This window comes from Massilia soli (assembly GCF_016809835.1).
GTDB lineage: Bacteria > Pseudomonadota > Gammaproteobacteria > Burkholderiales > Burkholderiaceae_D > Telluria_A > Telluria_A soli.
In genome coordinates this window covers 1-14,697 of sequence record NZ_JAFBIL020000004.1, presented here as the reverse complement: position 1 = coordinate 14,697, position 14,697 = coordinate 1, and the positions used below count along the sequence as shown (strand labels likewise).

At 64.6% G+C, this 14,697-nt stretch carries 13 protein-coding genes; 10 read left to right on the top strand and 3 right to left on the bottom strand.

Going from position 1 to position 14,697, the window contains the following annotated elements; translation table 11 throughout:
* The first annotated feature begins 120 nt into the window (after window positions 1-120).
* From I4X03_RS10220 to I4X03_RS10200, 5 genes are all read left to right on the top strand, one after another.
* Window positions 121-2,883: an N-acetylmuramoyl-L-alanine amidase gene (locus I4X03_RS10220; RefSeq protein ID WP_223468126.1), complete on the top strand. Its 2,763-nt coding sequence runs from the start codon at window positions 121-123 to the stop codon at window positions 2,881-2,883.
* Window positions 2,884-3,087: 204 nt separating this feature from the next.
* The gene (locus tag I4X03_RS10215) at window positions 3,088-3,858 is read left to right on the top strand and encodes a polysaccharide deacetylase family protein (RefSeq protein WP_223468125.1); all 771 of its coding nucleotides are present in this window, start codon (window positions 3,088-3,090) and stop codon (window positions 3,856-3,858) included.
* 42 nt (window positions 3,859-3,900) lie between these two features.
* On the top strand, window positions 3,901-5,415 hold the full coding sequence (locus I4X03_RS10210) for a Rieske 2Fe-2S domain-containing protein (RefSeq protein WP_223468124.1): 1,515 nt from the start codon (window positions 3,901-3,903) through the stop codon (window positions 5,413-5,415).
* A 90-nt stretch (window positions 5,416-5,505) separates the two neighbouring features.
* Window positions 5,506-6,891, top strand: coding sequence for an HD-GYP domain-containing protein (locus I4X03_RS10205; RefSeq protein WP_307735357.1), 1,386 nt, complete (start codon window positions 5,506-5,508; stop codon window positions 6,889-6,891).
* A 49-nt stretch (window positions 6,892-6,940) separates the two neighbouring features.
* Window positions 6,941-7,534 carry a 2-hydroxychromene-2-carboxylate isomerase gene (locus I4X03_RS10200; protein WP_223468123.1) on the top strand — a complete coding sequence of 198 codons (594 nt, stop codon included), beginning with the start codon at window positions 6,941-6,943 and terminating at the stop codon, window positions 7,532-7,534.
* Here the strand turns inward: I4X03_RS10200 and I4X03_RS10195 are convergent.
* Window positions 7,531-7,899, bottom strand: coding sequence for a YbaN family protein (locus tag I4X03_RS10195; protein WP_307735356.1), 369 nt, complete (start codon window positions 7,897-7,899; stop codon window positions 7,531-7,533). The genes I4X03_RS10200 and I4X03_RS10195 overlap by 4 nt on opposite strands.
* Before the next feature lie 172 nt (window positions 7,900-8,071).
* Between I4X03_RS10195 and I4X03_RS10190 the strand changes: the two genes are divergently transcribed.
* Together I4X03_RS10190 and I4X03_RS10185 are read left to right on the top strand one after the other, a co-directional pair.
* Window positions 8,072-8,251: a DUF6726 family protein gene (locus I4X03_RS10190; protein WP_223468122.1), complete on the top strand. Its 180-nt coding sequence runs from the start codon at window positions 8,072-8,074 to the stop codon at window positions 8,249-8,251.
* A gap of 52 nt (window positions 8,252-8,303) precedes the next feature.
* Window positions 8,304-8,921 carry an LON peptidase substrate-binding domain-containing protein gene (locus I4X03_RS10185; RefSeq protein WP_223468121.1) on the top strand — a complete coding sequence of 206 codons (618 nt, stop codon included), beginning with the start codon at window positions 8,304-8,306 and terminating at the stop codon, window positions 8,919-8,921.
* A gap of 65 nt (window positions 8,922-8,986) precedes the next feature.
* On the opposite strand, the gene I4X03_RS10180 is transcribed toward I4X03_RS10185, so the two are convergent.
* A complete protein-coding gene (locus I4X03_RS10180) occupies window positions 8,987-9,676 on the bottom strand; it encodes a hypothetical protein (RefSeq protein ID WP_223468120.1) in 690 nt (229 codons plus the stop codon).
* A 102-nt stretch (window positions 9,677-9,778) separates the two neighbouring features.
* Complete coding sequence (locus I4X03_RS10175) at window positions 9,779-11,119, bottom strand: S8 family serine peptidase (protein WP_223468119.1); 1,341 nt, start codon at window positions 11,117-11,119, stop codon at window positions 9,779-9,781.
* Window positions 11,120-11,213: 94 nt separating this feature from the next.
* Here I4X03_RS10175 and I4X03_RS10170 point away from each other — a divergent pair, with 94 nt between their 5' ends.
* The 3 genes from I4X03_RS10170 (at window position 11,214) to I4X03_RS10160 (ending at window position 14,183) form a co-directional block, all read left to right on the top strand.
* Entirely contained in the window at window positions 11,214-11,720 is a 507-nt protein-coding gene (locus I4X03_RS10170) for an RNA polymerase sigma factor (RefSeq protein WP_223468118.1), read from the top strand.
* A complete protein-coding gene (locus I4X03_RS10165) occupies window positions 11,717-12,454 on the top strand; it encodes an anti-sigma factor family protein (RefSeq protein WP_223468117.1) in 738 nt (245 codons plus the stop codon). The genes I4X03_RS10170 and I4X03_RS10165 overlap by 4 nt, the downstream gene beginning before the upstream one ends.
* Window positions 12,455-12,737: 283 nt before the next feature.
* Window positions 12,738-14,183: a DEAD/DEAH box helicase gene (locus tag I4X03_RS10160; protein ID WP_223468116.1), complete on the top strand. Its 1,446-nt coding sequence runs from the start codon at window positions 12,738-12,740 to the stop codon at window positions 14,181-14,183.
* Window positions 14,184-14,697: the final 514 nt, after the last annotated feature.

Genomic DNA, 14,697 nt, shown 5'->3' with positions numbered 1-14,697 from the left:
CAATGAACGACGGCGTGTGGATGTGCGGTTCTTCTTTGGCTGACGGTGTCGATGAGCCCCCGATGACGCTGCAAAGAAACATGGGAGCGCACGGTCCGACCAACTTGATGGGAGGGTAACATGGCGATTGCGATAATTGATCCTGGCCACGGCGGTACCAGCGAGGTCGGAGGCTCGAGCCCGAACAACGCAAAGGGGCCCAATGGCCTGCTCGAGAAAGACATTGCATTGGACTTGGCGCGCCGCGTGTGCAGCGCGCTGAAAGGTGCGGCGGTCGACGCGCGCCTGACCCGCGACACCGACCGAAACCTCGGACTGAAAGCCCGTGCCGACATCACCCGGCAGGCCGGGGCGGACGCCTTCATCTCGATCCACCTCAATGGCTATAACGGTTTGGCGCAAGGTACCGAAACATGGCATCACAGCGCAGCGTCCAGCGACTCAAAGACGCTTGCCACGCTCGTGCAGGCGGCGGTCCGGAAGGCAACCGGGCTCAGGGACCGAGGAGTGAGGGTGAACGCATTTAGCGTGCTGCGGCCTGACTATCATGCGGCCAACACGGCGGCCTGCCTCGTCGAGGTGAGCTTCATGGATGTCGCGCTTGAGGAGGCACGCTTGCGCTCGAACGACTACAAGGACAACATCGCCGCCGCACTGGCAGGTGCAATCAAGGGATGGCTCGTGGCGGATGGCCGCATGGGGACCGTCGAGCGGATCGCCGTAGCGCTTGATGAGCGTGAAACAGTAGCGCAGGACGGTTTCGAGGCAAGTCAGGTCGAAGCGATGGCGCAGGACAGCTACCAGGCGACATGCGCCGAAGCGGTGGCGCCGGACCTCAGCCAGGTGAGACGCCGCGACGATGTTGTCGCAGCTGAGCCCATCGCGCACGACGACGCAGCTCGCACCAGCCAGCGACGAGCGGAGCGCCCGGTAGTGGAAGCGGACAGCGGGGATGCCTCCCTGCCCATCACCTTCCTTGCCGATCCGGGCGAGCGCAAGGCAACCAGCGCGGCCGGCGTGGAAAATCTCGACGGGATGCTGCGCGGGTGGCGCAAGGAGCTTCTCAGCCCGCCGGGAAGTGATACGGCGCTGCCGGAAATTATCATTGGCCGCGACGAGTCGCTCGACGCTGTCTTCCTGGCCCTGCTCGCCAGGCGGCGCGAGGCGGTCGGCATCATCCGCACCGAGGGTGTCGACTACAACGGCCACCGCGGCAAGTGGTGTGGCACCGGGTTCCTGGTGGCACCCAACATCCTGCTCACCAACCACCATGTACTCAACTCGCCGGCGGCGGCCCAGGCAGCACAGGTGGCGTTTGACTACGAGCTGAGCGCCCACGCACTCGCCAGCGGGCGCAAGAGCGACCCGGCGCGCGGGGTTAGCTATCGGTTGCGCCCCGACCGGCTGTTCGTAACCAGTCCGCTAGTAGGCGGACTCGACTTCAGTTTCGTCTGGATCGACGATGTGAAGCTGGCCGATGGCGCGCTAATTCGTATGGAACGGGTTGCCTTCGCCGTTCAACCCAACGAGCGCGCCTTCGTCATCCACCACCCAGGCGGCCGGCCCAAGCGCGTGTCGCTCGACGATGCCGACATCATCACGGCGCGCCCTGACGGCGCGGTCATTCACTATACGAGCGATACCGAACCCGGCTCCTCGGGAGCGCCGGTGTTCGACCGGTGCGGGCGGCTCATCGCGCTTCACCACGCCTCGCGCCAGAACAGCGCAGGCATCCGCACCTTCGACGGGCTGATGCCGCATTACGTCAACGAAGGCATCAAAGTGGCCGCCATCGCGCTCGAGCTTGAGGCGCGCCAGGCCCGCGAAGCGAACGCAATGATCGATATGGTTCTCGGCGAAGTCTATGGCTCCGATACGCTGACCGGCTTCTTCGGCGCGGCCGGCCGGCAGATAAAGGCTGGACGGCCGGCCGCGGAGCGCGTCATTGAGCTGTACAACGCAACCAGTCAGGACATCGACCTGGGCTTCTGGAACCTCGGATGGTTTGCCGATCGCTACGATGAGAAGGTCGACGAAGTTGCTACTATGGTCGTCGATCTCGGTCTTGACGTTTGGGCCCTCACCGAGTCCTCGCCGGCCGCCACGGCGGCTCTGGCAGAGACCATCGAAAGAAAGTTCGGCCTGCAACTTCAATACCTCCACGCTGAACCCAACGCGACTGGGGCGGCGCGATCGGCTGCGGTCCTCTGGAACCCTGCCACGGTAGACGCAGAACGCCTGCGTTGGCCCGACCAGATCGACGCGCTGTTTGATCTCACGGGCGACGATATCGGGACCGGGGCGCGGCGCGGGGTGCACCCGGGGAAAATTTTCGGTCGCCACCCGGCGCTGTTCCGTTTCCTCGGTCACAACGGCGGCGGAATCGACTTCAACCTGGTGCCGCTTCACCTTGATGCTGCGGGCATCGGCGGGAACCGCCGCCGCATGGCGACGCAGATCCTCGCCCGTGCCATCGACGAGACGATCCAGCGCGACGGCGCCGAGCGCGACTGGGTACTTGGGGGCGCCTTCGATGCTGCGCTTTCAAGCGGCGAAATCGAGGCGCTCATCAAAGCTGGCTTGACGCCGCTGTCGGCGCAGGACGAGGCGGGCGGGGCGCTGAGTTACCTCAAGCATCCGGGCTCGCACATCGAGCATGTGTTCTTGTCGCCGAACATGTCGCGTCTCCATGGGCCCAGCGGCTTCTTTGTCCTCGCCAAGGAGAAAAGCCAGGTGGACTACCTTACGCGGTTCTCTGACCACCGACCGGTGATGCTGCGCTTGTCGGCGCGCAGCGCCAAGGCGGCACCGGAACAGCGTGTGGCACCCGACCGAGCGCTTGCCGAGATGATCGACGAGATCCTGGCCCGTGCGGAGCGCTGAGGAGGGATGAGGCCGCGACCGACAGTCCGATGCGGCTGGCGCCGGGTGGTGCGTTGCGCAGGGCGCTAGCCGGCTCGCCCAACGTCGGGCCCGGCGCGTGAATAGCGACGGGCCTGGTTGAGCACGGTCAACTCAGCCGTAGTCAGGCCCGCGATAATGGCTGAGTATCCTGCGCGCGGAGCACCATATCCAATGACAATCTTAGTGAGCCGGCTGTACAGCGATTACCTCATGCCATCGCGCTTGCCGGCGTACGAGCAGTTCATCATTGCGGCGCGTGAGCTGGGCTATACCCAAACCTCGTTGCGCGATTTCCATGCGTCGATTTCGCGCGGTAGCGTTCACGAAGAACAGAAAGTCGTCGTGCATCGGCATGATATTGATACCGATCTGCGCACCGCGAGAAAGCTGTTCGAGCTGGAGAAAAAATACCAGATCAGGTCATCGTTTTACTTTCGCCTCTCCACCCTCGACTTCAGCTTCATGCGCGAAATCGAAGACTACGGCAGCGAGGCCAGCTATCACTACGAGGAACTGGCAACCTTCGCCAAGAAACACCGCATCCGCGATGCAGCGTGCATCCAGGCACGCATGCCGGAAATCCGCGAATCATTCTCGCGCAACTTCCGCGCCATTGAACGCCAGCTTGGCGCCAAGATGACCACGGTGGCGAGCCATGGCGACTTCGCCAACCGCCGGCTCAAACTGAACAACACCGAAGTGCTGAACGACCAGCAGCTACGCGACAGTTGCGGCATCCGGTGCGAGGCCTACGACCAGGCATTGCTACAAAGCTTTGATTTTTACGTGGCCGACCGCCCGCACCCGAAGTACTACCATCCGAGCCATCCCAACGATGCGCTCGGCACGTACCAGCGCATCTGCTTTCTCACCCATCCCCGGCAGTTTGAAACCAATTGGATAGCGAACACCAGGGACAATCTGTTCCGGTTATACGAGGGCGCGCGCTGGTAACCGCGCGCGGCATGCGATCGTTAACTCTTCCGGTACCTATCTATGAGCGCCGACTTCACGTTTTGGGGACATAACTGCTTCCTGATCGAAACCAATCGCGAAGCACTGCTGATCGATCCATGGCTTAACGATACCGGCGCCTTCTTTGGAAGCTGGCACCAGTGGCCGCCGAACGGCCATTTGCGTCCTGCAGTGCTGAAACGATGCGCCGAGAAAAAGCTCAGTGTCTTTCTCAGCCACGAACATCAGGATCATTTCGATCCATCGACGCTGGCAGCATTGTCCACGCACCCGGATTGCACCATTTTCATTCCGGCGTACAAAGACAAGTTCTTGCTCGACGCGCTTAACGACATGGGGCTGCACGCGCTGGAACTGGCCGCAGCGGAGCCTCGCGGCGGCGACATCCAATTCCATATCTACATCGACGACAGCGGCATCAACCACGATGCGGCGATATTCGTCGCGGCGCCAGGATTCACGTTGTTTAACCAGAACGACTGCAAGATTTTCGACCGCTTGCCAATGCTGGTCAAAGACTTGCCGCCGATTGATTATTATTCGGTGCAGTTTTCCGGAGCCAACTGGCATCCGTCGAACTTTTTGCTCGCGGAAGACCAGCGCCGCCTGCTCGCCAAAAAGAAGGTGCTCAGCAAATTGCGCAACGTGGCGAGCGGCATCAACACACTGGCCCCGCTTTTCTTCGTACCAGCTGCCGGCCCGGCGTTCTTTCCTTTCCTTGCGCCAGCGTTAAGCGCCGGTACCGGCACCATTTTTGTCCACCAGCATGAGCTCGACAAGTACCTGGCCCAGAGCAGCATACGAAACGTGCTGTACCCGCGTCCCGGTGAGCGCGTCGACGGCAACGCCAGCCGCCTGCCGATTCCCGGCCCGACGCCAGAGGAGGTCGCGCACTACGTGGCGACGCACAGGGATGTATGGGCGTCGATCGACGATACGTTCTCGCCTGGCCAGTTTGCGAAGATCCTGCAACGCCGTCTCGCCTTGATCGCCGATATTGCCTTGCCGGCCGACACTCCTTCGATTGGGTTCCGCTGGGGCAGCCAGCCGTCGGAGTCGATGGTGGTCGACCTGGCCGGCAATGCATTGCTGTCCGGGCTGGAACCGCAGCCGCCATGCCTGGTCCTTGGCGCCAGCACCAAGTATTTTTCGCTGATGTGTGGAAAGGACCGCTGGCAGGACATTGCCCTGAGCCTGCGCGCGACCATCGAGCGCCAGCCCGATATCTACAACACCATCGTCAACATCTTCCTGTTCGCGGACGAATCGAACCTCGCCGAGTCCTTGGTTCGCAATCTCAACCTGTCCAAAGAGCGCATCGTGATCACTCACCAGGGGGCGCAGTATGCAATCAACCGCTATTGCCCGCACCAGGGCGGCGACCTGGCCTATGCCATCGTCGACGACGAGCTGCATGTGGTCTGCCCGCGCCACAGCTGGCGCTTCGACCTGGCTTGCGAAGGCATATGCAAGACCTCGGGCATGAGTATTGACGCGGTCAAACTGGCCAGCAAGCCTTCCGAAACAGGCACATAGGCAAATAAACGACACTTTCTGCGATACCTGCAATTGGGCATGTGAGAGGCATATAATGAAATACATTGCCCCAATGCAAAGTTCATTCCTATGCTTCAAGCCCTGCAGGTAGTTGCCGATGCCCCGATGCCCAGGGAAGATGCGATTCAGCTATCGGAGATCATCGGCGCGCTGAGCTATGCGCTCGATATCACCGAAGGGCAACCGGCCGGCCATTGCGTGCGCTGCTGCTGGATTGGCATGCATATCGGACAAAAGGCCGGGTTGCCGGAAAAGCAGCTTTGGGAGCTGTACTACACGCTGTTGCTGAAGGATCTAGGTTGCAGCAGCAACGCGGCGCGCATTTGCGAGCTGTACATGACCGACGACCTCCAGTTCAAGCGCGATTTCAAGACCGTCGGCGACAGCTTGCCGCAGGTGTTGTCGTTCGTGTTCAGCCATACCGGCCTCAAGGCGGGCCTGGCCGAACGCTTCCGCAGTGTGCTGGGGATCCTGCGCAACGGCACCGAAATTGCCCATGAACTGATCGCCACCCGCTGCCAGCGCGGTGCCGAGATCGCACGCTTGCTGCGGTTTCCGGAGGACGTATCGAGCGGCATCTTCTCGCTCGACGAGCACTACAACGGTAAGGGCAAGCCCGCCGCGCTGGTGGGCGACGAAATCCCCGTCTACGCACGCATCGCCTTGCTGTCGCAAGTGATCGATGTGTTCCACACGGCCGATGGCCGCAGCGCCGCGCTGGCCGAGGCGCGCGGCCGCGCCGGCAGCTGGTTCGATCCGCTGCTGGTCGATGCATTCGAGGCGGTGGCGCAAGACGAGCGATTCTGGGACACGCTGGCGTCGCCCGGCGTCGACGCCGCCGTGATCGCCCTGGTGCCAGCCGGCCACGAAGTGCCGCTCGATGAAGATTATCTCGACGATATCGCCACCGCCTTCGGCCAGGTGGTCGACTCCAAGAGCCCTTACACCAGCGGCCACAGCGCGCGCGTCGCGCTGTACACCGACATGATCGGCGAAGCGCTGGGATTATCCGACCAGCGCCGCCGCTGGCTGCGCCGGGGCGCCTTGTTGCATGATGTTGGCAAGCTCGGCGTCAGCAACAGCGTGCTCGACAAGGCTGGTTCCCTCGACCGCATCGAGTGGGACGCGGTCAAGCTGCATGCCCAGTTCTCCGAGCAGATCCTGTCGCGAATCAGTGCGTTTTCCGAACTGGCCGTCGTCGCCGGCGCGCACCACGAGCGCCTCGACGGAACCGGCTACCCGCGCGGCCTGAAGGCCGAGCAGATCAGCCTTGAGACGCGCATCGTCACCACCGCCGATATTTTTGACGCCATCACGGCCGAGCGCCCGTACCGTGGCGCGATTCCGATCCCCAAGGCGCTCGAGATGATGGAGCAAACCGTCGGCACCGCGCTTGACCCCGAAGTTTTTGACGCCTTGAAGCGCGCCATCGCCCGCCTGCCGGTCCCGCTATAATTCCTGGACATTCATGCGGTTCCGCTCGCGGCGCCGCCAGGGAGAAAGCATGGACATCGCCATCTGGTTCGACTTTGCCAGCAACTACAGCTACCTCAGCGTGATGCGGGTTGAAGCGTGCGCGCGCGAGCGCGGCGTCGGCGTCAGCTGGCGGCCTTTCCTGCTGGGACCGGTGTTCAAGTCGCTCGGCATGGACAACTCGCCCTTCGTTACCCAAAAGATCAAGGGCGCCTATGTCTGGACCGACATGGAGCGCCAGTGCGCCAAGTACCGGCTGGGCTGGACCAAGCCGACCACCTTCCCGCGCCGCAGCATCCTGCCGGCGCGCATCGCCACCTTGGCCGACGGCCAGACGTGGCAGGGCGAATTCATTCGCCAAGTGATGCAACTCAATTTCGTCGAAGACCATGACATGGAAGATCACGCAGCGCTCGGCGCGATCCTGGCGTCGCTCGGCCAGGACGGCCCGTCGATCATTGCCGCCGCCGAAGCCGACGCGATCAAGCAGCAACTGCGTGAGCGGACCGAACAAGCCCGGCTGCGCGGCGTGTTTGGCGCCCCCACGTTCTTTGTCGGCGACGAGATGTTCTGGGGGAATGACCGCCTGGACGACGCGCTCGACCTCGCCGCAACGCGCCGCTAGCGGGTACGCAGGGTAGGGACGAACGCGCACAAATAGATCGTAACGCCGGCGGCAATGCTGATCAACAGCGCAACCAGCGCCATGCTGCCAACGGCAAACGCCGAATAGCCGATCGACGCCCACAGCATGGCCAGCGCCACGACCTTGCCGCGCAGCGGAATGCCGCGGCCTTGTTCAACATCGCGCAGGTAGGCGCCGAACACCCGGTTATTGATCAGCCAGGCATGCAGCCGGGTCGAGCCGCGTGCAAAACATGCCGACGCCAGCAGCAGGAATGGTGTGGTCGGCAGCAGTGGAAGAAACACGCCGAGGATGGCGAGCACAACGGCAATTCCGCCAATCAGGTTCAGCGCTAGTTTCATCATTCATTCATCCATCGTGGCGGGAACCGTCCCGGCCATGCTCCGCAGAATCGTATCACCATCGCCGGCGGCGCGCGCGCTGTTGCAAATACACGTTTTGTTACCTGGAAACGCTTGTCGGTATTCGGGGCGCCCTCATACAATCGAGCTTTTCCGGATTGGTGCAAAGGGCGTCATGAAAAAGAGTTCACTTGTTAAACTGGCAGCAGTGCTTCTGCTTCCAGCCGTCCTCAGCGGCTGCGGCGTGCTCGCTGCGCCATGCCGGATCGGCTCGGCGGTCATCAAGATGGTGCCGGTGGTGGGCAAGACCGCAGCCTTGCCGACTGACGCCTGCGCCGCGGTCATCGATCCTTGAGCCGTGAAGGAATCGTGCGCGTGGGTTGCGCGCGATTCTGTCATCATGGGGCATGGCTACTCTTTCCATTCCCTTGTTTCCATTAGGAACAGTACTGTTTCCTGACGGTGTATTGCCCCTGCAAGTATTCGAGGTGCGCTACCTCGACATGATGCGCAAGTGCATCGACAGCGGCAGTCCATTCGGCGTCGTGCTGCTTACGCACGGCAGCGAGATACGCAAGCCCGATAGCGACGAGCAGTTTGAACAGGCGGGCACGCTGGCCACAGTCCAGGAAACGCTCGAAGCCACCCCCGGCCTGCTCAAGGTCATGTGCCGTGGCGCGGCGCGCTTCCACATCGTGTCGAGCGAGCGCAAGCCAAACGGTCTGTGGACCGCCGACGTCGAGCTGCTCGAAAACGATCACGCTGTTCCCATTCCATCCGAGTTGCAGGGCGCCGCCGATGCGCTCGATCGGGTGCTGGAGTCGCTCGGCGACATTCCCGAAGACCGCTGGCCGCTGTTGCCGCCATTCCAGCTGGACGATTGCGGCTGGGTCTCGAACCGCTGGTGCGACCTGCTGCCGCTACCGGCCTCGCAAAAGCAAATGCTGCTCACATTGGACAACCCGCTGATCCGGCTGGAACTACTGCACGACATGCTCGACGAGCATGGCTTGATCACGTCCTGATTCCCGCGTGCGCCCGCGAGGGTCCGGCATGCCGGACCCTCTGCTGCGCAAAACCCTTCCCGTGCTTAATTGGCCTCGCCGCTGGCGTTGGCCGCGCCGTTGCCGCTGGCGGCAGCGCCGACGCTCGCCGAGGGCTGCAGATCCACTGATCTAGCGCTGCTGAGCGCTGCCTGCCTACTGGCGCCTGCCGTGCCGCGCGCGGTGGCCGCGCTGGCGCTGGCATAGCCGCGGGTGGTCCGGGCCTGTTCGCGCACGCCCGCGCCGACCGGTTCCGCCACAGCGCGCATGCCCTGCGCGGCATTGCCGACGCCATCAAGGCCGAGCGCTGCATTCGCGCTGCCGGAGCCGCTGCCGCTGGCCGAACCCTGCGCGCCGCGTGCGGCATCCTGCATTGCCGGTGCCGCCTGTGCCGCGCTCTCTTTGCCGCCGCGGAACCACCCGAACAGGCCGCCCGAGCCGCTGCCGCTGGCAGCCCCCTGCGCCGAGGTTTCTTTCGATGCGCTGCCGGCCAGATTGCCTGCCGTGCTGGCGCTATCGATGCGCTGCGTCGCCGAGCGGGCCATGCCGAGCTGGCCGCGCTCGGCCATCGATCCCATGCCGCCGACCTGGCCGCCAATGTTGCCGGCGCCGCCGATCATGCCGCCGACAGAACTGCCCAGCGCGCCGCCGCGGCCCAGCAATTGCGCGTGTGCCGAAAAGGCCATGCCGATGGACAGGACGAGGACAGCTTGTTTCAGGAAGGTGACTGGTTTCATGGTGGTTCTCCTTGTTGGCGCCGCAGACAATCTGCGGCTGTTGAAAGGAAAACGGTCGAGCTCAGCGGTTTATTCCATCGATCCTGAAATTTTTTTAAAAATTTATCGGAACGCCGATGGATCGTTGCGGTACGCCATGCCGACAATGCCATAGCCAGTCTCGTTGCTGACCGTATTGCCAGCGTCGCCGCGCGCTTGCCGGGTGAGCGCGTCGATGGCCGCGCGCGCCGCCGCCGCCGATGGCGAGGGCACGCCAGGCGCCAGCAGTGCCGCCACGATCGGCGCGGCAAACGAGGTGCCGCGCACCGGGCGGTATGGTGGGCTGCCGGTCGCGGCGCTGACCATCTGGTTGGCCGGCGCCGCAAACATCACTTGCGGCCCGCGCGCCGCTTCCGGCAGCGGACGGCCGCGCTTGTCGACGCCGCTCACGCCGACCACGCCGCGATAACTGGCCGGGTACAGCGGCGGCGCGGCAGGCCCGTCATTGCCGACCGCGGCGACCAGCACATGGCCGCGCTGAACCATCGCCGTCACCACGCGCTCTAACAAGATGTTGGAAGGACCGACGAGGCTGATGTTAACGACGCCAACGTGCTCGCTGGCCAACCATGCGAGCGCGGCGGCAATCTTGTCGGCCGATCCGCCGGTGGCGCTGTCGCAGTAAATGTCGGCGGCATACAGCCGGGCTGCGGGAGCGACGCCGCGAAACGGCGCGGCGTGCCCGACCATCAGCGCGGCCACGGCGGTACCGTGCGGGGCAGGGTGCGCAGCGCCGCCGCAGCCCCAGCGCGCGATGCTGGCGCCGCGAAACACGGGGTGGCCGGCATCGACACCGCTGTCGATCAGGCCGACCCTGGCCGTGCCGGGCGGCGGCGCGGTTTTGCTGTCCGGCTCAGCCTCACGGGCCGCGCCGGCAAGTCCACTGCCAAGCGGCAGCGCCGAGCTGCCCGTATAGATATGGTTAAAATCGTAGGCGCCGTGCGGATCGGCGGCGCGCAGTTTTTCCAGCGCCGCGGCAAGGTCGGCATCGTCCGGCACCAGCAGTACCGTCACCGTGCCCAGCAGGTCGAGCGACTGTTCGCGCACCATCCGCATGCCAGCGGCGCGGGCGGCGGCCAGCCCGGCCGCGCTGGCCGAGAACGCCAGAATCTCGCCCCTGACGACCGGCTCGCCGCGCGGATCGGCCTCGAGCGCATCGCGATGCTGGCGCAACAGGCGCGCCACCAGGCCGAGCCGCACCTCCCCCAGATTGCCCAGCTCAGCCGCGCCGAGCAGCCGTTCGCCGGGGCCGCGCAGGGCGTGCGTGTCGAGCCCTCCGAGACGGTCGGGAAGGGCCAGGTTCAGCGAGGGTACGCGCAACTGGGCGCTTGCGCTGGTAGCGCCCAGCGCAAGAGTGAGTGCTAACGTCGTCGATGCCGCACGGAAGGGATATTTGAGCTTCATGGCCGGATGATAATATAGAGAAATCGGAGATCCTGACCAGTAAACGTTCGGGACAGGGAATAAAATCCCCAGCCGGATCGTTTACCTGCTATCCATGACTTTTACCGCCACACCGCTTCCTGCCCAGATTGCCGCCTTGCTGCCGCGCTTGCGCCGGTTCGCGCGCACCATCACCTTCAACCGTGACGATGCGGACGACCTGGTGCAGATCGCGGTCGAGCGCGCCCTGAACCGCAGCGCGCAGTGGGAAGCTGGCACGCGGCTGGACAGCTGGATCTTCCGGATCATGAAAAATGCCTGGATTGACGAAGTCCGCTCGCGCATCCGCCGCGACGCCGTGTTCGCACCGGAAGAAGCGGGCGAGCACGTCGGCGACGATTTTGCCGAAGCCCACCAGCAGCGCATGGCGATCCAGAAGGCCATCAGCCTGCTGTCGGAAGATCACCGTATCGTGATCGGCCTGGTGCTGGTCGACGGCCTGCCCTACAAAGAGGCGGCGGAGGTGCTGGAAGTACCGATGGGGACCCTGACGAGCCGGCTGGCGCGCGCACGCGAAGCCTTGCAGGGTTTGTTATCCGATCAAGCGAGGAACGCATCATGAAGTTTTCCGACGAAACCCTGATGGCTTACGCCGATGGCGAACTCGACCCTGCCACCCGCGGCGCGGTCGAGCGCGCCATCCGCGCCGACCCCACGCTGGCGGCCAAGGTGCGCCAGCACAGCGCCATGCGCGACAACGTGTTTGCCGCATTTGCGCCGATTGCCAGCGAGCCGGTGCCGCCGCGCCTGGCCAGCGCGGCCCGCTCGGGCAAGGTCATCCAGCTCAAGACGGCGCGGGCGCCGCGCATCGAACCGGATCAGGACAAGCGCCGCTGGCTGTGGGCCGAGTGGGGCGGCATTGCCGCGGCCCTGATGGTCGGCGTGCTGGCCGGCGGCGCCGCCGTGCTCGGGCTGCAGGAACAGCCGCCGCTGGTCGCCGGTGCCGGCGGCGCGCTGCAGGCGCGGGGCGGCCTGGCCGACGCCTTGTCGACCCAGCTGGCCGGCGCCGGCGCGCCCGGCGCCGCGGTAAAAATCGGCGTCAGCTTCGAAGCGAAGGATGGCGGCTACTGCCGCAGCTTCATGATGGGCGCGGCGGCCGGCCTGGCCTGCCGCAACGGCGCCGAGTGGGCGGTGCCGGTCATGGCGCAGGCGCCCGCCGGCCCGGGCGGCGACTATCGCCAGGCCAGCAGCGCGATGCCGCCGCTGGTGCTCGACGCGATCGACCAGCGCATGTCGGGCCAGACGCTCGACGCCGCCGCCGAGGCGGCGGCACGCGATCGCGGCTGGAAACGCTAAACCGGCGATAGTTATCCTTAAGGCAAGTGTTCTTTCAAAATACATGATTCGATATACAGTTGATGCGAATTAGGGTATCGTTTAGGGCGCTGCAATTGTATCTACGTCCGAGCGCCTGTACAGCTGGCGCGATCGTGTCACTACGCAAGCCGGCCACCGGCCCGTCAATGGGCGGCGGCCAGGTCCCCGCCCACTCTGGAGTTCCCCACGTTGGCCTTCATTCCGGGCAGTGCCCGCCGCATTGCCGGACGCAGAGCACCTTCATCAATCGCACAAGAGAACTATGTCTGAAACACCGATTACCGTAGCACCCGATAGCGCGCCGACCGTGCGTTTTGCCGACTTTGGCCTGGCGCCGGAGATCCTGCGCGCACTGTCCGACCAGGGGTACGTACACCCGACCCCGATCCAGGCCGAAGCGATTCCGATCGTGCTGCAAGGCCGCGACGTGATGGGCGCGGCCCAGACCGGCACTGGCAAGACCGCTGGCTTCTCGCTGCCGATCATCCAGCTGCTGCTGGCCCACGCCAGCCCGAGCATGTCGCCGGCGCGCCACCCGGTGCGCGCGCTGGTGCTGGTGCCGACCCGCGAACTGGCGGTGCAGGTCGCCGAAAACGTCAAGGCTTACGCGCGCCACACGCCGCTGCGTTCGACCGTGGTGTTCGGCGGCATGGACATGAAGCCGCAGACCGTCATCCTGCGCAATGGCGTTGAAATCGTCATCGCCACGCCGGGCCGCCTGCTGGACCACGTCGAACAGAAGAACGTCAGCCTCGGCCAGGTCCAGATCCTGGTCATGGACGAAGCCGACCGCATGCTCGACATGGGCTTCCTGCCCGACCTGCAGCGCATCATCAACATGCTGCCGAAGCAGCGCCAGAACCTGATGTTCTCGGCCACGTTCTCGACCGAGATCAAGCGCCTGGCCAACAGCTTCCTGACCAACCCGGTCATCATCGAAGTCGCGCGCAGCAACGCGACGGCCGACAAGGTGACCCAGATCGTCTACAAGGTTGACGAAGACGCCAAGCGCGACGTGGTCGAACACCTGATCCGCCAGCGCAACCTGAAGCAAGTCATCGTGTTCTCGAACACCAAGATCGGCGCCTCGCGCCTGGCGCGCCACCTGGAGCAGGCCGGCATCAACGCCGTCGCCATCCACGGCGACAAGACGCAGCAGGAACGCATGGCCGCGCTGGAAGCGTTCAAGAAAAGCGAGATCGAAGTACTGGTCGCCACCGACGTCGCCGCGCGCGGCCTCGACATCACCGACCTGCCGTGCGTGATCAACTTCGACCTGCCATACAACGCCGAAGACTATGTGCACCGGATTGGCCGTACCGGCCGCGCCGGCGCCTCGGGCGATGCGCTGTCGGTGTACTCGGACAAGGACGAGCGCCTGCTGGCCGATATCGAGAAGCTGATCAAGCAAACCGTCACCCGCGGCACCCTGGAAGGTTTCGCCGTGCGTTCGGCGCGTCCTGCGCGCGACGCCGCGCCGGAACGCCGCGCGCGCCGCGAGCCGGACGGCGCAAGTCGCTCCGCCCCAGAGCGTCCGGGCAGCCGTCCGGGCGGGCCGATGCCGCGCCGCGAGAAGGTCGATCCCTGGTTCCTGAAGCCGTACGAACCAGCCGCAGCGCCTGCGCCGGTTGCCTCGAACACGCCATCGTCGTCGATCAAGCCGGGCAAGCAGAAGCTGGCCGCGCTGTTGGGCGGCATCCCGAAGTAGCCGTAGTCGTTCCCGCGCACGCGGGAACCCATCTCACGCCTGCATCACCAAGCCGTATCGGCTCCCGCCTTCGCGGGAGCGACGGTGCTTAGATCGGCGGCGCTCCGAAGTAGCCGCAGTCGTTCCCTCGGTAGCCGCCGTCGTTCCCGCGCACGCGGGAACCCATCTCACGCCTGCATCACCAAGCCGTATCGGCCCCCGCCTTCGCGGGAGCGACGGTTCGCTTAGATCGGCGGCGCTCCGAAGTAGCCGCAGTCATTCCCGCGGTAGCCGCCGTCGTTCCCGCGCACGCGGGAACCCATCTCACGCCTGCATCACGAACCAATAACGCCTGCATCACCAAACCGTATCGGCTCCCGCCTTCGCGGGAGCGACGGTTTGCTTAGATCGGTGGCGTCCCGAAGTAGCCGCAGTCGTTCCCGCGGTAGCCGCCGTCGTTCCCGCGCACGCGGGAACCCATCTCACGCCTGCATCACCAAGCCGTATCGGCTCCCGCCTTCGCGGGAGCGACGGT